Origin of the sequence: Conyzicola lurida (assembly GCF_014204935.1) — a bacterium.
In the GTDB taxonomy this organism is placed as follows: domain Bacteria; phylum Actinomycetota; class Actinomycetes; order Actinomycetales; family Microbacteriaceae; genus Conyzicola; species Conyzicola lurida.
The window spans coordinates 3281985-3302780 of sequence record NZ_JACHMJ010000001.1 but is presented as its reverse complement, the minus strand read 5'-3'; the positions used below and the strand labels follow the sequence as shown (position 1 = coordinate 3302780).

Genomic DNA, 20796 nt, shown 5'->3' with positions numbered 1-20796 from the left:
TAAACCATGAAAGGCAAGATCCTTTTGGTCGTCGGCATCGGAGTCGGTTACGTACTCGGTGCCCGCGCCGGACGTGAGCGATACGAAGACATCAAGCGTGCCGTGGGCAACGTCTGGAACTCCCCGCGAGTGCAGCGCCAGTTCGACGAAGCCGAGGGTTTCGTGAAGGACAAGGCCCCCGAGGTCGCCGGCTTCCTCGCCAGCGGCGCCAAGAAGGTCGTCTCGCAGGTCGCGGGCAAGCCCGCCGCCAAGCCCGCCGCGCGTAAGTCGCCGACAAAGTCGGCCTCCAAGTCGACCGCGTCGAAGAGCGCATCGAAGTAGGCGCCATGAGCGGGCAAGAACTACCCAAGCGGTCGCTGTTCAAGCTGATCGGCGACCTGCCCGGCTACCTCGTCGCTCTGCTGCGCAGCGAGCTCGAACGCCTGAAGGCGGAGCTGATCGGCAAGGTCAAGGAGATCGGCATCGGCGTCGGCCTCATCGCGGCGGGCGCGTTCTTCGCGTTCTTCGCCTTCGCTGTGCTGCTCGCGGCCGCCGTTCTCGGAATAGCCACCGCGCTGCCGGCGTGGCTCGCGGCGCTCATCGTCGGCGGCGCGCTGCTGCTGATCACGGCGATCCTCGTGCTGATCGGCGTCTCGCTGCTCAAGCGCGGCACGCCCCCGGTACCCACCGAGACCATCGAGAGCGTCAAGCAAGACGTCAACGCCATCAAGGGCATCGGCCACCACGACACAGCAACCGATACAGGAAAGCGGGATTGACATGACCGACTCCATCGACAGCAAGATCGCCGCGCAGCGCGCGGAGCTCGAGAGCACGCTCGACGCGATCGAAGACAAGCTCAACGTCAAGAAGCAGGCGAGCCGCTACGCCGACAAGGCGAAGATCGCGTACGACGAGAACCCGATCCCGTTCATCGTGGGCGCTACCGCGGTCGCGGCATCCGTCATCGGCCTCGTAGCATGGGCGCTGCTCAGCGGAGACGATTAGATCTCGATTCGCAACTCCCCTCGGACAGGGGGAGGATAGACCCTATGGGTCATAGCTCCGATATTCAGGCCACTCCTCCGCTCACCGAAACACTGGGTTACACCCTGTGGTCGGTTCTGAAGCGCGATCCGTCGCGCCCGGCGGGGAGCGGCGGACTCGAGGACGCGATCGCCGCCGTAGAGGCCGCCGGTGTCACCATCCGCGGCTTCTACGACGTCTCGTCCATCCGTGCCGATTCCGACATCATGATCTGGATCCACGGCGAGAACCCCCAGACCCTGCAGTGGGCGCTGCGCGAACTGCGCCGCAGCGGCCAGCTCTCCACTCTGCTGCCGGTGTGGAACGCCATGGGCGTGCACCGTGACGCCGAGTTCACCAACAACCACCTCCCCGCGTTCATGCGCGGCAAAGAGCCGGCCGCGTGGCTGACCGTCTACCCGTTCGTGCGCAGCTACGAGTGGTACCTGCTTCCCGAGGAGGAGCGTCGCAAGATGCTCGGCGACCACGGCCGCAAGGGAAGCCAGTACCCGCAGGTGCTCGCCAACACCGTCGCGAGCTTCGCGCTCGGCGACTACGAATGGATCCTCGGTCTCGAGGCCCCCGAACTCGTCGACCTGGTCGACCTCATGCGCCACCTGCGCAACACCGAAGCGCGCCGGCACGTGCGCGAAGAAGTTCCTTTCTACACCGGGCGTCGCATCGAGATCTCGGAGATCGCGGAGGTACTCGCGTGACCATCAGTAACGGCGCGTTCGACCAGTTGGACGCCAGCAACCTCCCCGAGCCGGTGATCGTGCTCAACGCGGCATCCGACGAAGCGGCATCGGGCGCCGAGCACGTGACGACCCCCGTCGCCTACGACGCCATCCTGCTCGCCAGCTTCGGCGGGCCGGAGGGGCAGGACGATGTGATCCCGTTCCTGCGTAACGTCACGCGCGGCCGCGGCATCCCCGAGGAGCGCCTCGAAGAGGTCGCCCACCACTACCGGGCATTCGGCGGCGTCAGCCCCATCAACGACCAGAACCGCGAGCTCAAGGCGGCCCTCGAGGCCGAACTCGAGCGCCGCGGCGTCGACCTGCCCGTCATCTGGGGCAACCGCAACTGGACCCCGTACATGCGCGACGCGCTCACCGAGGCGAACCAGCGCGGCTTCACCAAGCTCATCGCCATCGGCACGAGCGCGTACAGCTCGTTCTCGAGCTGCCGCCAGTACCGCGAGGACTACGCGATCGCCCTCGAGGAGACCGGCCTCGGCGACACCATCAAGATCGACAAGGTGCGCCAGTTCTTCGACCACCCCGGCTTCGTGCAGCCCTTCATCGACGGTGTCAAACAGGGGCTTCTGGATGTCGCGGCCCAGGGCATCAGCCCCGAAGAGACCCACATCCTGTTCGCCACGCACAGCATCCCGTCATCGGACGCCGAACGCTCCGGTCCCGCCTCGCGCGGCTTCGGCCCCGACGGCGCGTACGCGGCGCAGCACCTCGCGGTGGCCGAAGTGGTCATGTCCGAGGCTGCGGGCGTCGAGAAGTGGTCGCTCGTCTACCAGTCGCGCTCCGGCCCGCCCAGCATGCCGTGGCTCGAGCCCGACATCAACGACTCGATCGTCGAACTCGCCGGCCAGGGTATCAAGGCCGTCGTCATCGTGCCGCTCGGCTTCGTCAGCGACCACATGGAGGTGAAGTGGGACCTCGACACCGAGGCCATGGAGACCAGCGAAGAGAACGGCATCTTCGCGGTGCGCGTTCCCACCCCCGGTGTGCACGCCGCCTACGTGACCGGCCTGGTCGACCTCGTGCTCGAGCGCCGCGACGGCGTGCCCGTCGCCGACCGCCCGGCCATGACCGACCTCGGGCCCTGGTACGACGTCTGCCGCCCGGGATGCTGCGAGAACGTGCGTGCCGGCTTCAAGCCGGCTCTCGCGGGAGTTCTTCCATGACGCAATCGAAGGACACGGCGCCGAACCACCCCACCATCGGCTCGGCCCACGCGGGCACCGGCGCCGTCGTGCGCATCGGCACGCGCGGCAGCGCGCTCGCCGTCTCGCAGACCCAGACGATCGCCAGCGCTCTCGCCGCGAAGACCGGCGTCGTCATCGAGATCGTCACCGTGCGCACCGAAGGCGACACCTCGACCGAATCGCTCGCGAGCCTCGGCGGCACGGGCGTGTTCGCCGGCGCACTGCGCGAGGCGCTCATCGCCGGCCGCGTCGACGTCGTCGTGCACTCGCTCAAAGACCTGCCCACCGCCGCGTACCCCGGCCTCTCGATCGGCGCGATCCCCAAGCGCGTCGACGCCCGCGACGCGCTCTGCGCCCGCGACGGCCTGACCATGGACGACCTGCCCGCCGGCGCCCGCGTCGGCACCGGGTCGCCGCGCCGTGCCGCGCAGCTGCACGCGCGCCGCCCCGACATCGAGGTCGTCGACATCCGCGGCAACGTCGACACCCGCCTGGCCCACGTGGCCGAGGGTCGTCTCGACGCCGTCGTGCTCGCCGCCGCCGGACTCGACCGTCTGGGCCGTCTCGGCGCGGTCACCGAGTTCCTCTCGCTCGACGGCTGGCCCACCGCGCCCGGCCAGGGAGCGCTCGCCCTCGAGGTGCGCACCGGCGACGAGAAGCTCGTCTCGGCGCTCAACCACAACCCCACCCGCACGATCGTGGAGGCCGAACGCCACGTGCTCGCCCTGCTCGAAGCGGGCTGCGCGGCCCCGATCGGCGCCCACGGCCAGATCGACGACGGCCTGCTCTTCCTCGACGCCCGGGTCTACAGCCCCGACGGCACCGAGAAGCTCACCAGCTCGCACGCGCTCTACGCCGCCGACACCCCTCAGCCCTCGCTCGAGGTCGCGCAGCGCGTCGCCGCCGAGCTGCTCGAGAACGGTGCCGCCCGTTTCGCACCGGTCGGAGGCACCCCGTGACGGTGAAAGCGGCGAAACCCCTCTCGGGCTGGCGCGTGCTCGTTCCCCGCGGCGGACGCTGGGGCGACACCGTGGCGGCGACGCTGCGCGGCTACGGCGCGGTTCCGGTGATCGCGCCGCTCATCAACTTCGCCTCGACCGACGACGCGCAGACCCTCGCCAATGCGTTCTACGAGCTGCAGGACGGCCAGTTCGACTGGCTCGTCGTCACCAGCGCGACGACGGTCGACGTGCTCGCCGGGCAGAGCGTGAGCGTGCCCCCCGGCACGCGCATCGCCGCCGTGGGCGAGACCACCGCCGCCGCGCTCGCGGTCGCGGGCTACCAGGTCACGTTCATCCCCGAGGGCGACAACTCGGCGCGCGGTCTGCTCAAGGAGTGGCCGACCGCCGAGATCAACGGCCGCGTCCTCATCCCGCAGTCCGACATCGCCGAACCCACCCTGGTCAGCGGTCTCGCCGAGCTCGGACTCGACGTGCAGTTCGTCTCCGCCTACCGCACTGTCGGCGTGCCCATCGCCGAACACGTCGCCGCCGACGTCGCATCGGGCCGCATCGGCGCCGTGCTCGTCACCTCCGGCAGCGTGGCCCGCCAGGTCGCCAAGCAGCTGTCGCCGTTGCCCGAAGGCACCATCGTCGCCTGTATCGGCCCGCGCACCGCGTTCGACGCCCGCGCCGCCGGCCTCACGGTCGACGTCATCGCGGAGAGCCGCTCCGCCGACGCCCTCGTCGACGCGCTCGTCGAGTTCGTCGCAGCGGGCGCAGAAGAACCACCAGAAGACTGATTACCGGGCGCAGACGCGCCCACCAAGGACTGACATGACCGAACGCAGCATCCGCCCCCGCCGACTGCGCAGCTCGCCCGCGATGCGCCGACTCGTCGCCGAGACCCGTCTGCACCCCGCCGACCTCGTGCTGCCGATGTTCGTGCGCGAGGGAATCGACGAGCCGGTCGAAATCGGCTCCATGCCCGGCGTCGTGCACCACAGCGTCGACAGCCTGCAGCGCGCGGTCGAGGCCGCAGCCGAGGCCGGGATCGGCGGTGTGATGCTCTTCGGCGTGCCGCTCGAGAAGGACGCGATCGGCTCCGGCGCCACCGACCCCGACGGCATCCTCAACGTCGGCACCCGTGCAGCGGTCGACGCGGCGGGCGGCGCGCTCGTCGTGCAGACCGACCTCTGCCTCGACGAATTCACCGACCACGGCCACTGCGGCGTCCTCGACGCGCTCGGCCGGGTCGACAACGAGGCGACCCTCGAGCGCTACCGGGAGATGGCGCTCGTGCAGGCCGCGTCGGGATCGCAGATGCTCGGGCTCAGCGGCATGATGGACGGCCAGACCGCCGTCGTGCGCGAGGCGCTCGAGGGTTCCGGGTTCGTCGATACCGCCATCCTCGCCTACGCGGCCAAGTACGCGTCGGCCTTCTACGGGCCGTTCCGTGAGGCGGTCAACTCGTCGCTCGTCGGCGACCGCCGCGCGTACCAGATGGATCCCGCCAACCGCCGCGAGGGCCAGCTCGAGGTCGAGCTCGACATCATCGAGGGCGCCGACGTCGTGATGGTGAAGCCGGCCGGCAGCTACCTCGACGTGCTCGCGGACGTCGCCGCCACCTCGAGCGTGCCGGTCTGGGCGTACCAGGTCTCCGGCGAGTACGCGATGATCGAGGCCGCCGCCGCCAACGGCTGGATCGACCGCGAACGCGCCATCGACGAATCCGTGCTCGCCATCAAGCGCGCCGGCGCCGACGTCGTGCTCACCTACTGGGCCGTCGAGCTCGCAGAAAGGCTCCGTCGCTCATGACCACCAACCAGCAGGCCTTCGACCGCGCCCGCGCCGCCATCCCCGGCGGCGTCAACTCGCCCGTGCGCGCCTTCGGCTCCGTCGGCGGCACCCCGCGCTTCTTCGTCGAGGCCACGGGCGCGTACATCACCGACGTGGAGGGACGCAGCTACGTCGACCTCGTCAACTCCTGGGGCCCCGCGATTCTGGGCCACGCCCACCCGTCGGTGATCAAGGCGGTACAGGATGCCGCGGCGCGCGGCCTCTCGTTCGGTGCATCGACGCCGGGGGAGACCGAGCTCGCCGAGCTGATTCTCGAACGGGTCCCCGCCGTCGAGAAGGTGCGGCTCGTGTCGACCGGCACCGAGGCGACGATGACGGCGATCCGTCTTGCGCGCGGGTTCACCGGGCGCGACCTGCTGGTGAAGTTCGCGGGTCACTACCACGGCCACTCCGACGGCCTGCTCGCCGAGGCCGGGTCGGGACTCGCGACAATGGCCATGCCCGGCTCGGCCGGCGTCACCGCCGCGACCGCCGCGCAGACCCTTGTGCTGCCGTACAACGACCGCGACGCGGTCACCGCGGTGTTCGCCGAGCACGGCGACCGCATCGCCGCGGTGATCACCGAGGCCGCTGCAGCGAACATGGGCGTAGTAACCCCCCTGCCCGGTTTCACCGCGTTCCTCACCGAGACCGCCCACGCGCACGGCGCGCTGCTCATCGTCGACGAAGTGCTCACCGGCTTCCGCGTGGGCGCCGGCGGCTGGCTCGGGCTCGAGGCGCAGACGCCCGAGACTCCGGGCTACGCGCCCGACCTCGTCACGTTCGGCAAGGTCGTGGGCGGAGGTATGCCGCTCGCCGCGCTCGGCGGCCGCGCCGACATCATGGACTACCTCGCGCCGCTCGGCCCCGTCTACCAGGCCGGAACGCTCAGCGGGAACCCGGTGGCGGTCGCCGCAGGCATCGCGACGCTGCGGGCCGCGGACGCCTCCGTATACCGCGCGCTCGACCTCGCCGCCGCGACCGTGTCGGACGCGGCATCCGCCGCCCTCACCGCGGAAGGTGTGGAGCACACCGTGCAGCGGGCCGGCAACCTGTTCTCGTTCGCGTTCCGCTCGGCGGTCCCCGAGGACTACGCGCAGGTCAAAGACCAGGACGCGTTCCGGTACCCCGCGTTCTTCCACGCGATGCTCGACGCCGGTGTCTCGCTGCCGCCGAGCGTGTTCGAGGCGTGGTTCGTGTCGTCGGCGCTCGACGACACCGCGATGGGGCGTATCCTCGAGGCCCTGCCCGGTGCCGCGAGGGCCGCCGCGGCCGCCACGGCCTAGATCAGCGCGAGCAGCAGGAACAGCACCGCGAGCAGCGGGAACGTGCCCTGCGTGATCGCGGCGCGCGCGAGCCTGCGGTTCGAGAGGATCAGCACGGTCGCCGCCGCGAGCATGCTGCCCGTGGCGAAGAGCGCGATGCCGTAGCCCGCGAGGGCCACGGGCGTGAGCAGCAGGGCGGCGCCGAGCAGCGCGCCGATGCCGAGGAACAGGTTGTAGAAGCCCTGGTTGTAGGCCATCGGGCGCACGACGTCGGCGTCGGACTGCGAGGCGACCCCGAAGCGCTTCCACACCGCGGGTCTGCTCCAGTTGATGCTCTCGAGCCGGAAGATCACGACGTGCAGCACGGCCGCGAGTACCGCGAAGACCGCGCCGATGACGAGCAGGACCGTGTTCATAAATTCAGTCTTGCACCCTGACGACCGTGCGTCCGCGCACATCGCCGCGCATGATGCGTCCGGCCACCCCGATCGCTTCGTCGAGGGCGATGGATGTCGTCAGGGAATCCAACAGGCCGAGGTCGAGATCGCGGGCGAGACGGCCCCACGCCTCCAGCCGCAGCGGCCGCGGGCAGTAGACCGAGTTGATCCCGGTGAGCGTGACCGCGCGCAGGATGAACGGCATCACAGTGGCGGGGAGGTCGGCGCCCTGGGCGAGGCCGCAGGTGGCGACGATGCCGCCGTAGTTCGTCTGGGCGAGCACGTTGGCCAGGGTGTGGCTACCGACGCTGTCGACCGCCGCGGCCCAGCGCTGGGTCTGTAGCGGTTTGCCCGGCTCGCTCAGCGTCGCCCGGTCGACGACGTCGCTGGCGCCGAGGGAGCGCAGGTAGTCGTGCTCTGCTGCGCGGCCGGTCGAGGCCGTGACGCGGTAGCCGAGCTTCGACAGGAGCGCGATCGCGATCGAACCGACGCCGCCGGAGGCTCCCGTGACGAGAACCTCTCCGCCGTCGGCGGGGGAGAGCTGCTTCTCGATTGCGAGCACCGAGAGCATCGCGGTGAAGCCGGCGGTGCCGATGGCCGCCGCCTGGCTCGCGGAGATGCCCGCGGGCAGCGGCACCAGCCAGTCGCTGTTCACCCGGGCGCGCTCGGAGAGTCCGCCGGGGTGGTTCTCGCCGATGCCGTGGCCGTTGACGATGACGCGGTCGCCGACCTTTACGGTCGGTGAGCCTGTCGTAGGGCTCCCTTCGACAGGCTCAGAGACCGACGAAACGGTCCCCACCAGGTCGATCCCCGCAATCAGGCTCTGTGCCTTGATCACGCCGGGCGCACCGGTCAGGGCGATGCCGTCTTTGTAGTTGATGCTCGAGTACTCGACGTCGATCTCGACGTCGCCCTCGCCCAGCGCGTCGTCGGTCGCGTCGACGAGATCGGCGTGGGCGGCGGAATCGGACGGACGGCTGACGACGATGGCACGGAACATGCGGCCAGCCTATGACGACCCAGGGGGATTGAGCCTGTCGAAATCCGGGTGGGTGGGTTTCGACAGGCTCAACCCGCTACGGGGTGGGTCAGAATTTCGACGGGCTGGACCCGCGCGCTACCCGAAGAGAATGCGCGCCTCGTCGTACCGCTCCTGCGGAACGGTTTTGAGCTTGCCGAGTGCGTCGGCGAACGGCACCGTGATGATGTCCGTGCCGCGCAGCCCGACCATGTGGCCCCAGCGACCGGCGATGGCGGCGTCGAGGGCCGCCATTCCGAGGCGCGTCGCGAGCACGCGGTCGTAGGCGCTCGGCGTGCCGCCGCGCTGGATGTGGCCGAGGGTCGTGGCGCGGGTCTCGATGCCCGTGCGTTCCTCGATGATCGGCGCGAGCAGCTCGCCGATGCCGCCGAGGCGCGGGCGTCCGAAGGCGTCGAGGCCGCGCTCGCTGTGCGCGTCGTCCATGGTGTCGAGCGAGAAGCCCTCGGCCACGACGACGAGCGGCGCGCGCCCGCGGTCGTGGGCGGATGTCACCCACTCGAGGATCTGGTCGACGCTGGTTTTCTGCTCGGGGATCAGGATGGCGTGGGCGCCGGCGGCCATGCCCGAGTGCAGAGCGATCCAGCCGACGTGACGGCCCATGACCTCGGCGATCATGCAGCGGCCGTGCGAGTCGCCCGTGGTGCGCAGGCGGTCCATGGCGTCGGTCGCGATCTGCACCGCGGTGTCGAAACCGAAGGTGTAGTCGGTGGCGTCGAGGTCGTTGTCCACGGTCTTGGGGACACCGACGATGTTGATGCCCGCGTCGGTCAGGCGCTTGGCCGCGGCCAGCGTCCCCTCGCCGCCGATGGCGACGATCGCGTCGATGCCCTGTTCGCGCATGACCTCGTTGATGCGGTCGACGCCGCCGATGCCGTCGAACGGGTTGGTGCGCGAGGTGCCGAGGATCGTCCCACCCTGCTTGTGGATGCCCTTGATCTCGTGCCGGCCGAGCGGCACGGTGTCGCCGTCGACGACACCCTTCCAGCCGTTGCGGAAGCCGACAAACTCTTCGCACTTGCCGGTCGCGATGCCGGTGTAGACAATGCCGCGGATGACCGCGTTGAGACCTGGTGCGTCGCCGCCACTCGTGAGGATGCCGATTTTCATGAGTACATCATGGCCTATCCAGCGCTCGCCCCCCGTTTACGGGGAGGCCGCGAGCTATCCGCGGACTCCCTATAGCCAATAGTGTTAGCCGACGTTTTCACACGACATTCGTCGCTATTTCACAGTTTTCACTACAGAGGAGCCCAATGTCTGAAGCAGTCGCACCCACCGAGGTCCCCCGAGTCGGACGTGGCATCACCATCGCCGGCGTCGTCTTCGCCTTCCTCTTCCCCCTGCTCGGTCTCATCCTGAGCATCGTCGGCCTCGTCCAGGCTCGCGGCGCGGGCCAGAAGAACGGTCTCGCCATCGCCGGCATCATCATCTCGATCGTCTGGCCGATCCTGGTCGGCATCCTCATCGCCGTCATCACGGCGGCGGCATGCTCGAGCGGCGCCGCGGCCTGCACCATGACGACCTACTAGGTCCGTCGTTCCGCGACGCCTCGGCCTTCGGGCCGGGGCGTCGCGCTCGTTAAGAGGCCAGCTGCGCGGCGTGCTCGGCGCACGCGGTCGACGCGGCGTGCTCCTCGCAGACGACGAGCTGTTCCCGGCAGGAGAGTTCGCGGCAGTTCTGCATGTTCTTGGTCGCGGTGCCGCACCGGTAGCAGTGGCCGATCACCGCGGCATCCGGGGTGAAATCGATCGCCATGCGGTTGTCGAAAACGTACAGCGACCCCTGCCAGAGACCGGCGTCTCCGTAGGTCTCGCCGTACTTCACGATGCCGCCGTCGAGCTGGTAGACCTCGGCGAACCCGCGGCTGACCATCAGCGAGCTCAGTACCTCGCAGCGGATTCCGCCTGTGCAGTACGTGACGATCGGCTGGTCCTTGAGGTGGTCGTACTTGCCGCTGTCCAGTTCGGCCACGAACTCGCGCGTGTTGGCGACGTCCGGCACGACGGCGCCCTCGAACCGGCCGATCTCGGCCTCGAAGGCGTTGCGCCCGTCGAAGAAGGTGACCTCTTTTCGGGCGACGAGCTCGTGCAGTTCTTCGGGCGAGAGACGGATGCCGCCTCCGACGACTCCGGCCTCATCGACAACGAGCTCGCCCGGGGCTCCGAAGCTCACGATCTCGTCGCGCACCTTGACGCTGAGGCGCGGGAAGTCGTGGCCGGTGCCCTCGCTCCACTTGAAGTCGATGTTCTTGAACGGGGCGTACTCGCGGGTTTTGCGCACGTAGCGCTTCACGTTCTTCAGCTCGCCGCCGACGGTGCCGTTGATGCCGTCCTTCGAGATCAGGATGCGCCCGGTGAGTCCGAGCGACTCGCACAGGTCACGCTGCCAGAGGCGCACGGCCTCGGGGTCGGCGAGCGGGGTGAACCCGTAAAACAGGATGATCTTCGGAACTGCCACCGGCCAATTCTACTTTCCAGCTGGGTTGAGCCTGTCGAACCCGACGTCCGCCACCCCGCACCGCGCGTTCACCCCGCGGGGTTAGCATCGAGCGGTGTTGACCCGGCCTGCAGGAACGACCGACTCCCTCGACGTGACCGTGGAACAGGGGGTGGCCCGGGGCGTGCGGGAACGCGGCCTCGAAGCGTGGCGCGGCCTGCCCTACGCCGCCGCACCCGTCGGCCCGCTGCGCTGGCGTGCTCCGCGGCCCGCCGAGCCGTGGACGGGTGTGCGCGACGCGCGCCGGTTCGGCCCCGTGGCCTGGCAGTCCCGCAGCGGCAATTTCATCGGCGCCGCGAAGGGCCAGGCGATGAGCGAGGACTGCCTCAGCCTCAACGTGCTGCGCCCGACCGGCGGGGGCGACAACCTGCCGGTCATGGTCTTCATCCACGGCGGCGCCTACGCGGTCGGATCGTCGGCCGAGCACCCGCACAACGGCGAGACGCTCGTGCGGGAGGGCGGCATCGTCTACGTCAGCCTCAACTACCGGCTGAGTGCGCTGGGCTATATCGACTTCTCGGGTTACTCGACGCCGGAGCGCCCGATCGAATCGAACCTGGGCCTGCGCGACCAGGTCGCCGCCCTCGAGTGGGTGCGCGACAACATCGCGGCATTCGGCGGAGACCCCGGCAACGTGACGGTGTTCGGCGAATCGGCCGGCGGCAACGCGGTCACCACCCTGATGGCGACGCCCGCCGCGCACGGGCTGTTCGCCCGTGCCATCGCGCAGAGCGCCCCGACGAACGCGCTCTACGGCCCCGAACTCACCCGGCGCTGGGCCGACGAGTTCCTCGAGTTCCTCAGCGCCCGGCTCGAGCCCGCGGGGGTCGAGTCGACGACCCTCGAGGATGCCGCGTTGATGCTGCAGCTCGCCGACGCGAGCGACCTCGTGGAGGCAGCGGTCGCGCTCACCCTGTTGACGCCCGACCGCGACCCCGGCACGATCGCGCTCTGCCCGGTGATCGACGGCGACTTCCTGCCCGAGCGCCCGCTCGACGCGTTCAAGCACGGCAGGGCGATGCCGGTGCCCCTGATCATCGGCACCAACGACCGCGAGGGCTCGCTGTTCACGGGGCGACTCGACATCCTCGCCACGACGCCGCCGCGCATCCGGTCGATCTTCTCCCGCACGAAGAAGAAGGCGCGCAAGGCCATCAAGGCCGAGTACCCCGGCCTGCCCGAGAAGCGTCCCGCCGCGGACTTCGCCGGCGACTACGCCTTCTGGTACCCGACGGTCAAAGTCGCCGAGCGGCACTCGCGCTTCGCTCCGGTGTACTTCTACCGCTTCGACATCGCGCCGCGGCTGGTGCGCGCGCTCGGCTTCGACGCGACGCACGGCCTCGAGCTGTTCGCGCTCTTCGACCGGATGGACGGCACGTTCGGACGGGCCATGGGCGCGCTGGGCGGTCGCCGGGCGTTCAAGCGCACCGGGTCGCGCATGCGCGACCGTTGGATCGAGTTCGCCCGCACCGGAACGATCTCGGCCGACTGGCCGCGCTACGACGAGCAGAAGCGCGTGACGCTGATCTTCGACCGGGAAGACAGGCTGGAGAGGGATCCGCGGGCGGGCAGGCGCGTGGCCTGGCAGGACTTCGTGCCGCACGTCTGAGACGCGCGGCACGACGCCTACTGGGCGGGGGTCTCCGTGGTGCCGACTGCCGCATCGTCGGTCGGGGTGACCGTCGACTGGCCCGTCGGTGCCTCGCCGGCCGCGAGCTGGTCGAGCACCTCGGTGATCTGGGCGTCGGTCAGGCGCACCCACGGGGAGTTGTCGGGCTCGGTGTTGGACGCCGCGGGGCTGTCGCCCTGGTTCCACCACTTGGACTCGAACACGTAGTCGTCGACGACCACGCGGTCGCCCTCCTCGTAGACGTCGGTGCCCACCCAGGTCGGGTAGGTGCCGGCCGGCAACGTGGGGGAGATGACGGGCGTCTCGCCCTCGAGAACCGGTCCCACGAGCTCCCACGGGGTCTCCCACGCGTCGAGCACGGGGTTGTCGGGCAGGTCGCCGCGGGTCCACCACTTGGCGGAGTACACGTTGCGGTGCCAGACGACCTTGGTACCGATCAGGTAGGTGGCGTCTTCGTCCCAGATCGCGTACGGGCTAGTCGCCGGGTCGTCCTCTTCCTCGACCGCGACGGGCTCGCTCGTGGTCGTGGTGCTCGCCGAGTCCTCGGGGCTGCCGACGATCTTCGAGGCGAGGAGTGTCGCGAACGAGAAGTCGCCCTGCGCGACGCCGCTGCACGAGTCGGCGACGCGTCGCACGTCGTAGTTCGAGCCGCAGGTGGCGTCGCGGTTGAGCGACCACATCGACATGCGTCCGGCGGCGTGATCGACGACGTAGGTGTTGAACTTGCGCGCGTCGTCGAGGGTGAAGATCTCGCCCTCCACGTCGTTCTGGCCGATCATCGGCGTCGCGCCGATCTTGTTCCAGATCGTCTCGCTGGTCAGGTCGATGTCGGCGCGCGAGTAGAGCACGCCGAGTTGACGGTGCGTCTCTTCGAGGGCGGACGTCGACGCGTCGAGCATCGACTGGCCGTCGACGCGGCTCGAGCCGTAGTCCATCGTCATGACGTTGACGCCCGCGAGGTCGACCTCGGCGGAGAGGAAGTCGGCGACGGTGTCGGTGCCGACCTCCGTCAGGCCGGTCGGGGCCACCGGCAGCGTGAGCCAGACGGCGAGGTCGTCGTCGGCCGCCTTCTGGCGCTGCTGCACGATCGCGATGGCCTCGGCGCGACGCACGCTGGCCTCGGTGTTCGCGAGGTTGTCGGCTTCGATGTCGAGGTCGATCGTGGTGACGTCGTAACGGTCGATCACGCTCTGGTAGGCGTCGGCGAGTTCGTCGACGTCGGTGCAGGTGGACGCGAGCTCGTCGTTGGCGAGACCGCCGAAGGAGACGACAGCTTCGCCGCCCTGCTGCTGCAGGCGGGCGATACGGCGGTCGAGGTCGAGGGAGCTCGCCGCTTCATCCATCGTGTACACCGAACCCCAGCTGGGCGTGCAGTCCTCGCCGGCCTTCGTGACGATGAAGGACAGCACGACGTTCTTCGCCGCGTCGGAGACGGGGCTCTCGAACGCGTAGCTCGGGGTCGCCGTGACGTCGACGTACGCTGCGAACCACGGGTCGGCCGCCGCGGGGGTGGTCGCGGAGACCCACCAGGTGCGCGCTGCGCCGACACCGGCCGTCACGAGCGCGGCCGAGACGACGATGGCCACGAGCAGCCGGGGGATGGAGAGACGCTTGGTCTTGGCGGGCTTGGGGGCTTTTTCGGTGGTGCTCATTACGCTGCCTGCTTCGAGTCTGACGCGGGGGTGACCTTGCCGGAGATGGAGGTCGAGCCCCTGCCGTCCGAGTCGCCACGGTAGAGGACGGAACGCCAGTCGATCGGCGTGTCACGGTCGGGGGTGTCGTCGTCGGTCGTGGACTTCGACTTGACGTCGACGAACAGCCAGCCTGTGAGGGCGAGCCAGATGTCGACGATGGAGTTCTTCACACCGATGTAGGCCACGATCGCGCCGCCGGCGAGCAGGGCGTTGAACGCGGCGAAGGCCGCGTTGCCCCAGTTGCCGACCGACATGTCGCGCACGAAGGTGACGACCGAGAAGATGACGATCACGTAGGGCGAGACCACGTAGAGGAACGGGGCCGCGGTGCGGTTCTTCACCTTCGGGGTGCGGGAGAACGGGATCTTCTTGACCGTGATGGCCTGTTCCAGCGACTTGAAGACGCCGGCGAGGTTGACCGGCAACAGGATCAGGTTGAAGCCGTAGATGCGGCCGATGTCGCTGAATTTGTACCCGGCGTTGCGCAGGTCGAAGCCCATCGCCAGGAAGTACGGCGCGGCCGTCAGCAGCACGAGCGGGCTGAGCAGGCGGCTGTCGTACGGGTACGCGAGCAGGAAGACGAGGCCGAAGCTGGCCCACGCGATCGAGCTCATGTAGTTGGCACGCAGTGCGAACTCGGTGAAGGTGACGCGCTCGCCGCGGGCGCGGCGGTCGCGCACCTGGCGCAGGAACTTCGGCATGATCAGCAGTCCGCCGTTGGCCCAGCGGCGGCGCTGGACCACGAGGGAGCCGAAGTCGGGCGGGGTGGCGCTGTAGCTGAGCCGCTCGGGGTAGTTGACGATCGACCAGCGGTGCGTGCCGAGGTCGACGCTCGACTCGGTGTCCTCGATGACAGTGCGGTCCTGCACGTAGCGCTTGACGTCGAACCCGCCGACGGTCTCGACCTCGACGATGTCTTCGAGGGCGCGCTTGCGGATGACAGCGTTGGCCCCCACCCAGAAGGCGGCGTTGTAGTACGACATGCCCTGGTGGAGGAGGTGCTGGATGTCGGTCGAGCCGCCGGCGAGGCGCTCGATGCGCGTTCCGGCGCCGCGGAACGACGAGTACGGCGTCTGCGTGACGGCGACGCGCTCGTTCTCGGGCTGCTCGAGGAAGTAGACGAGGCGCAGGCAGTAGTCGCGCAACAGCACCGAGTCGGCGTCGAGCGTGAGCAGGTACTCCGAGTCGGGCACGGTGAAGTCGCCGGGACCGGTCGTGGGACGCAGGACGAGGCCGGCGGCGGTCTCCTCGGTGTCGTATGTTCCCCCCATGAGGCCGATGTACGAGTTGAGGTTCATCGCCTTGTTCGTCTCGTGCGAGAGCGAGGCGTATTTCTTGCGCTCAAAGGTCGTCAGGTCGGCGGCGAAGGTCCAGTCGAGGCGGCGGTACAGCTCGGCCAGGCGCTCGTGCGTGGGGGTCTCGCCCTGGTCGGCGGCCGCGGTGAGCGCGGTTCCGACGAGCGCGAGCTCGTTGCTGAGGCCGCGCAGCACCTGGTCGGCGAAGAACTCGTCGACGTGGTCGTCGATCGTCTCGTTCTCGGCCATCGTCTCGAGCCAGTCGGCGGCCCAGAAGTACTGGTACGCGAGCTGGCGCACGGTCTCGATGGTGGGGACCGAGTCGGCGACGGAGTCGAACTCGAAGTTCATGCGGGCGGTGCTGAAGCGGCCGCGGGGTTCGGCGAGGGCGTCCGTGATCTCGTCGGCCATTCCACGCGCGCGCTCGAGTCGGGCGGCGGTCTCGGGGTCGGTCGGGAAGGGCGGGTCGTCGACCAGCAGCACGACGCGCATCTCGGGGTATTCCTGCAGCGCTGCAGACCAGAGGGTGCCGCGGATGACCTGCGGTTCTTCGCTGTACGACGGCACCAGGACCGTCATCGACGAGTGGTTCTGCCCGAAGTGGCGGTCGAGCTCGGCGCGGGGCACGCGCACGTGGTCGCGGAAGCGGATGAGGGCACCCTGCCGCGCGACGAGGTACATCAGCGCGGAGAAGCTCAGGAAGGTGACGACGATCAGGTACGAGATCGCCTCGATGGTGAACCGGAAGCTCTCGGTTCCGTTCTCGAGGAACTGGTAGATGATCGTGGTCAGTACGTAGAGGAACCAGAAGATGACCGTGAAGACGATGGCCAGGCGCGCGAGGGCGATCTGGCGGTCACTGGGCCGTACGTGAATGGTGGGCAGCGGCTCGGTCGAGCGCTCTGCACCCCACTGTCGTTTGCGCTGAGGCGCGGTCTTAGGGCTAGCGGGCATAGTAATTCCTCGGGTAAGGCCAGCGCGGTTCGGGTTCGCACTTCGGGAGGCCTCAGCCCCCGATACTAGGCCCGTTGCCGACCGGAAAGCTGAAATAAGACCGAACGTTCCCCCCTCCCAGTTCGGGGGGTCTCCCGATTCGGGGGGTACGACAGTTAGCCAAGCCAAGCGTGGGTGGTGCGACGTAGGCTCGGAGCGATGGAATCCGCAGCCTTCACCACGACGTATACGCCGGGCGCACCCGTGAGCCTATCGCTAACGCTACGTCCTCTCGTGCGCGGCACACACGACCCCACATTGCGCTACGTCGGCGGCGGCGTGTGGCGCACGATGCTCACCCCGCACGGGCCCGCGACCCTGCACCTCGAGCCGCGCGCGGGGGCAATCGACGCGGCCGCGTGGGGGCCCGGAGCCGAGTGGGCGATCGCCGGAGTGCCCGAGCTGCTCGGTGCCGGGGACGAGTGGGACGGGTTGGATGTCGCGGGCAACGCGTTTCTCGCCGACTCCCGTCGGCGCAATCCGGGGTTGCGCCTGTTGCGCACCCGGCAGGTCTTCGAGATGTTGCTCATCGCGATCCTGGAGCAGAAGGTGACGGGCATCGAGGCGCGTCGCGCCTGGCGGGTGCTGCTCACCAAGTTCGGCGACGTGCCGCCCGGTCCCGCGCCCGCCGGTATGCGCGTGTTCCCGAGCGCGGAGCGCTGGCGCCGGGTGCCGTCGTGGGAGTGGCACAAGGCGGGCGTCGGGCCCCAGCGGTCCGCGACCGTGATGCGTGCGGCATCCGTCGCCGACTCTCTCGAACGCACCCTCGCCGACGGCCGCGGGGGACCGGTCGTGGAGAAGAAGCTGCGCTCGCTGCCGGGCATCGGCGTGTGGACCGCCGCCGAGACCATGCAGCGCGCGCACGGCGACGCCGATTCGCCGAGCGTGGGCGACTACCACCTGCCCGCCGTGGTCGGTTGGGCGCTCATCGGCAAGCCGGTCGACGACGACGGCATGCTCGAACTGCTCGAGCCGTACGCCGGACACCGCCAGCGCGTGATGCGGCTGATCGAGGCGAGTGGATTCCGCAAGCCGGCGTTCGGACCGCGCATGACGATCCAGGATCATCGGGGGCACTAGCCAGCCGCTTGAATGGCCTATCCCGCGAACACGCCGTCTGGGTCGTACGCCCTCCGCACCGCGTCGAGCCGGGCGCTCGTCTCGGCCGACCAGTTCGGCGTACCGGCACCCCCGTGGCTGGAGAAGTTGACGTTCGACTCGGCGTTGATCCACGGGCGGAGCGTGTCGAACACCCGCGCGGCGGCCTCGGGGATGACCGTCGCGAACAGGCTCGGCTCGGGAGCGCCGATCAGCGTCAGGGTGTATGCGCCGGAACGCCCGCCGACGGCCGACCCCTCTGGAACGTCGGTCGCTGCCGCGGCGCCCAGGTGGCGCAGCTCGGCCGCGACGAATGGCACGCGCGCGGCCGGTCCGGCGATGGAGAGGAACGCGCCGGCGAAGTCGTCGTCGAGCGCCGTGAGCAGGGTGCCGTTGCTCCACGACGGGCTCTTGCCCTCCGGGTCGTTGTGGATCGTGGCGACCCGGTCGATCGGCAGCGGTCCGAGCGCGTCCTGGAAGACGGGCGCGAGGGCGCGTAGCGGCTCCGCCAGCCGTTCGCCCTCCGCCGCGCCGCCCGGGTAGCTGAAGCGCAGGCTCGCGAGGTTTTTACCGCGCATCGGCTCGGGCACGGCGTCGATCGGCGGGAAACGCAGGGCGACCAGGCTCGTGCTCACCTCGGACGGCGCCGAGCGCGTGTACTCGATCCAGCCGCGCACCACCTGGTCGATGTGCTGCGACTCGAACAGCAGCGATCCCGCGTAGAGCGAGGGCAGCTCGACCAGCCGCACCCGCACCTCGACGACGATGCCGAGACCGCGCTTGCCTCCGCGCAGCGCCCAGAACAGGTCGGGGTTCTCGTCGGCGGACGCCTCGACCGCCTCGCCCAGCCCCGTCACCACGGTGAACCCCGTCACGTAGTCGGAGGAGTACCCGTGGCTGCGCACGAACGGTCCGAGCCCGCCGCCGGAGAGATACCCGACGACCCCGACCTGGGCGGAGGAGCCCGCGACGGGAGCGAGACCGAACTCGGCGGCCGCGGCGACGACGGCGGCCCAGCGCACGCCCGCCCCGATCGTGGCGATGCGCGTCGCGGGGTCGATCCGCACGGTGTCGAGCCGGGAGGTGGTCACCAGCACGCCGTCGGTGATCGCCGCCGACGCGCCGTGGCCGGTGGCTTGCACCCTCACGGGCACCCCGAGCTCGCGGCCGAAACGCACCGCCTCGACGACGTCGGCGACGCTGACGGCGCCCACCGCGGCATCCGGCGTATTGACGATGACGAGGTTGGAGCCCGCGACCTCGTCGGCGAAGGCGTCGTCGCCCTCGACGAGGACGGGTCCGGAAACGCGGGAGCGCAGCGCCGTGGTGTCGATCATCCGCCGACCCTATAAGAAACGGATGCCGCGTCGGAACCCCGCGGCGGCGGCCGGATCGCGGCTAGATCTGCGCGAGCCGGTTCTGCTTCTCGGCCTCTTCGAGGGTCGCGGCGAGGTACTCGCTGAGGTAGCCGATGATGACGCGACGGCACTCGTCGATGAAGAACTGGTCGCCCTTCGGGTTCGACATAAACGCGCGGGCGGTGAGTCCGTCGACGATCTCGACCATCACCTCGGCGTGGTCGAGCAGGTCGTCGCGGTGGCCGACCTCGTAGCGGGTGATGAACAGGTTCGACACCAGCCGCGCGACGACGGTGCGGTTGGTCTCGGTCTCGTCGATCAGGTGGCGGTCGATCGCGTCGCCCAGCCGCAGCCAACGGAAGCCCGGCTCGGTGCGGTACATGTCGCAGTAGGCGTCGAGCGCGCCGCCCATGGCGTCTTCCCACTCGAGGGTCTCGTCGGCGGTGATCGCCACGGCGCGCTCGAGGAAGCGGTTCAGGTTGCGGGTGGCGAGGGCGCTCGCGATGGCCTGGAGGCCGTCGAAATAGCGGTAGATACCCGGTCCGGACATGCCCACGCGCTTCGCGATGAGCGAGGTCGTCAGGTTGCCGTAGCCGACCTCGTCGATGAGTTGTGCCGTGGTGTCGAGGATCAGCTCGAAGCGTTGTTCGCTCCGGTCCTGCCTCGGTACGCGGCGCAGAGTCGCGCCGCCGGTGTCGATGCTCATTGCATTCTCCCTGCGCTGGTGCCCGCCCCTACAGTACTCGTCGGGCCTTGCGCGACCGTCCGACTTACCGAACTGTCAGAGAAATGCTACGGATCGACGCAGGATGTCGCGGCAGGCGACGATCGTCGGCCGCTCCCTGCTCGCCTCGCGCACCGAGGTGAACACGGTGCGGGTCGGCGACCCGGTGAGCCGCACGAGTTCGACGCTGGGCTCGCGGCCCGACCAGACCAGGTCGGGGAGGATCGCGACCGCGTTACCCGACTCGATCAGTCGGATGTGCGCCTGCAGGTCGGCGGTCTCGAAGCGCACGTCGGGCTCGAACCCCGCCCGGCGGCAGACCTGTTCCGACCAGTGCCGGCTCGCCGTCCCCCTCGGCTCCATGACCCAGGGCAGCTCGGCGGCGTCGGCGAGAGACCGGATGCCGCGGCCGGCCGGTACCCCCAGCCGCAGTTCGTCGGCGCAGAGCGCGACCCGGTCGAGGTCGGGCTCGCGGGGAGCGGCGTGTCCCGGGTACTGCTCGGCGATCACCAGGTCGAACTCGCGCGCCCACACCTCGAACAGCGCGTTCTCGGGTTCGCGCTGCGTGATCTCGACGCGCAGGGCCGGGTGCTCGTCGGCGAGCAGGGTGAGCGCTTGGGGAATGATGCCGAGCGCCGCGGACTGGAACACCGCCAGACGCACGGTGCCGCGCACCTCGGTGAGGCTCGAGACCAGCTCGCTCTCCATCAGCTCCATCCGCTCGAGCAGCTGGTGCGTGTGCGCGACGAGCACCTCGGCCTGCGGGGTGAGCTGCACGCGTCGGCCGGACTTGGTGAGCAACGGCACCCCCGCCTCGGTCTCGAGCAGGGCCAGCTGCTGGGACACCGACGAGGGGCTGTACGAGAACGCCTCCGCGACCGCGGTGATCGTGCCACGGATCTTGAGCTCGCGGAGCAGGCGGAGTCGGCGCAGGTCGAGCATGGCGGCATCCGTTCTTTTAAGTATTTATGAACAATATCGTGCAAGAACCATCGCTTTTACTTTATGGAAGCGACGGGCACACTTGTGCAATCCAGCAACCG

Annotated in this window: 21 protein-coding genes; 12 read left to right on the top strand and 9 right to left on the bottom strand. The window is 69.4% G+C overall.

The annotated features are described in order from the left end of the window. Positions 1–6 precede the first annotated feature (6 nt). Genes HD599_RS16060 through hemL form a run of 9 tightly spaced genes read left to right on the top strand, consistent with a single transcriptional unit; the run spans position 7 to position 7010 of the window. Entirely contained in the window at positions 7–321 is a 315-nt protein-coding gene (locus HD599_RS16060) for a YtxH domain-containing protein (RefSeq protein ID WP_184239425.1), read from the top strand. Between the two features lie 5 nt (positions 322–326). Continuing rightward, positions 327–758, top strand: coding sequence for a phage holin family protein (locus tag HD599_RS16055; RefSeq protein WP_184239424.1), 432 nt, complete (start codon positions 327–329; stop codon positions 756–758). A 1-nt stretch (position 759) separates the two neighbouring features. Beyond that, positions 760–987: a DUF3618 domain-containing protein gene (locus HD599_RS16050; protein ID WP_184239422.1), complete on the top strand. Its 228-nt coding sequence runs from the start codon at positions 760–762 to the stop codon at positions 985–987. 44 nt (positions 988–1031) lie between these two features. Beyond that, positions 1032–1721 carry a hydrogen peroxide-dependent heme synthase gene (hemQ, locus tag HD599_RS16045; protein WP_184239420.1) on the top strand — a complete coding sequence of 230 codons (690 nt, stop codon included), beginning with the start codon at positions 1032–1034 and terminating at the stop codon, positions 1719–1721. A gap of 53 nt (positions 1722–1774) precedes the next feature. Then, positions 1775–2926 carry a ferrochelatase gene (locus HD599_RS16040; RefSeq protein WP_184240670.1) on the top strand — a complete coding sequence of 384 codons (1152 nt, stop codon included), beginning with the start codon at positions 1775–1777 and terminating at the stop codon, positions 2924–2926. Then, on the top strand, positions 2923–3906 hold the full coding sequence (gene hemC, locus HD599_RS16035) for a hydroxymethylbilane synthase (RefSeq protein WP_184239418.1): 984 nt from the start codon (positions 2923–2925) through the stop codon (positions 3904–3906). The genes HD599_RS16040 and hemC overlap by 4 nt, the downstream gene beginning before the upstream one ends. Further along, positions 3903–4688, top strand: coding sequence for a uroporphyrinogen-III synthase (locus tag HD599_RS16030; RefSeq protein ID WP_184239416.1), 786 nt, complete (start codon positions 3903–3905; stop codon positions 4686–4688). The genes hemC and HD599_RS16030 overlap by 4 nt, the downstream gene beginning before the upstream one ends. 34 nt (positions 4689–4722) lie before the next feature. Continuing rightward, positions 4723–5703, top strand: a complete 981-nt coding sequence (gene hemB, locus HD599_RS16025; RefSeq protein WP_184239414.1) for a porphobilinogen synthase — start codon at positions 4723–4725, stop codon at positions 5701–5703. Further along, entirely contained in the window at positions 5700–7010 is a 1311-nt protein-coding gene (gene hemL, locus HD599_RS16020; RefSeq protein WP_184239412.1) for a glutamate-1-semialdehyde 2,1-aminomutase, read from the top strand. The genes hemB and hemL overlap by 4 nt, the downstream gene beginning before the upstream one ends. Here hemL and HD599_RS16015 read toward each other — a convergent pair. The 3 genes from HD599_RS16015 to HD599_RS16005 all read right to left on the bottom strand — a co-directional run bounded on the left by HD599_RS16015 (position 7007) and on the right by HD599_RS16005 (position 9572). Then, on the bottom strand, positions 7007–7405 hold the full coding sequence (locus tag HD599_RS16015; protein WP_246376214.1) for a DUF1304 domain-containing protein: 399 nt from the start codon (positions 7403–7405) through the stop codon (positions 7007–7009). The genes hemL and HD599_RS16015 overlap by 4 nt on opposite strands. Positions 7406–7409: 4 nt before the next feature. After that, positions 7410–8426 (bottom strand): MDR family oxidoreductase, encoded by a 1017-nt coding sequence (locus HD599_RS16010; RefSeq protein ID WP_184239410.1) that lies wholly within the window; start codon positions 8424–8426, stop codon positions 7410–7412. Between the two features lie 117 nt (positions 8427–8543). Then, positions 8544–9572, bottom strand: a complete 1029-nt coding sequence (locus HD599_RS16005) for a 6-phosphofructokinase (RefSeq protein ID WP_184239408.1) — start codon at positions 9570–9572, stop codon at positions 8544–8546. A 146-nt stretch (positions 9573–9718) separates the two neighbouring features. Between HD599_RS16005 and HD599_RS16000 the strand changes: the two genes are divergently transcribed. After that, positions 9719–9994 carry a hypothetical protein gene (locus HD599_RS16000; protein ID WP_184239406.1) on the top strand — a complete coding sequence of 92 codons (276 nt, stop codon included), beginning with the start codon at positions 9719–9721 and terminating at the stop codon, positions 9992–9994. A 49-nt stretch (positions 9995–10043) separates the two neighbouring features. Here HD599_RS16000 and trhO read toward each other — a convergent pair whose 3' ends face one another. Next, on the bottom strand, positions 10044–10922 hold the full coding sequence (gene trhO / locus HD599_RS15995; protein WP_184239404.1) for an oxygen-dependent tRNA uridine(34) hydroxylase TrhO: 879 nt from the start codon (positions 10920–10922) through the stop codon (positions 10044–10046). A gap of 94 nt (positions 10923–11016) precedes the next feature. Between trhO and HD599_RS15990 the strand changes: the two genes are divergently transcribed. Next, positions 11017–12570, top strand: coding sequence for a carboxylesterase family protein (locus HD599_RS15990; RefSeq protein WP_184239402.1), 1554 nt, complete (start codon positions 11017–11019; stop codon positions 12568–12570). Positions 12571–12587: 17 nt separating this feature from the next. Here HD599_RS15990 and HD599_RS15985 read toward each other — a convergent pair whose 3' ends face one another. Then, positions 12588–14243 (bottom strand): chitinase, encoded by a 1656-nt coding sequence (locus HD599_RS15985; protein ID WP_184239400.1) that lies wholly within the window; start codon positions 14241–14243, stop codon positions 12588–12590. After that, positions 14243–16534, bottom strand: a complete 2292-nt coding sequence (locus HD599_RS15980; protein WP_184239399.1) for a glycosyltransferase family 2 protein — start codon at positions 16532–16534, stop codon at positions 14243–14245. Before HD599_RS15980 ends, HD599_RS15985 begins: the two co-directional genes overlap by 1 nt. Positions 16535–16732: 198 nt before the next feature. Between HD599_RS15980 and HD599_RS15975 the strand changes: the two genes are divergently transcribed. Next, positions 16733–17653, top strand: coding sequence for a DNA-3-methyladenine glycosylase family protein (locus tag HD599_RS15975; RefSeq protein WP_184239397.1), 921 nt, complete (start codon positions 16733–16735; stop codon positions 17651–17653). A 17-nt stretch (positions 17654–17670) separates the two neighbouring features. On the opposite strand, the gene HD599_RS15970 is transcribed toward HD599_RS15975, so the two are convergent. From HD599_RS15970 to HD599_RS15960, 3 genes are all read right to left on the bottom strand, one after another. After that, positions 17671–19008, bottom strand: coding sequence for an FAD-binding oxidoreductase (locus HD599_RS15970; RefSeq protein ID WP_184239395.1), 1338 nt, complete (start codon positions 19006–19008; stop codon positions 17671–17673). A 61-nt stretch (positions 19009–19069) separates the two neighbouring features. Further along, entirely contained in the window at positions 19070–19735 is a 666-nt protein-coding gene (locus HD599_RS15965; RefSeq protein ID WP_184239393.1) for a TetR/AcrR family transcriptional regulator, read from the bottom strand. 75 nt (positions 19736–19810) lie between these two features. Then, complete coding sequence (locus HD599_RS15960; RefSeq protein WP_184239391.1) at positions 19811–20695, bottom strand: LysR substrate-binding domain-containing protein; 885 nt, start codon at positions 20693–20695, stop codon at positions 19811–19813. Between the last annotated feature and the right edge of the window lie 101 nt (positions 20696–20796).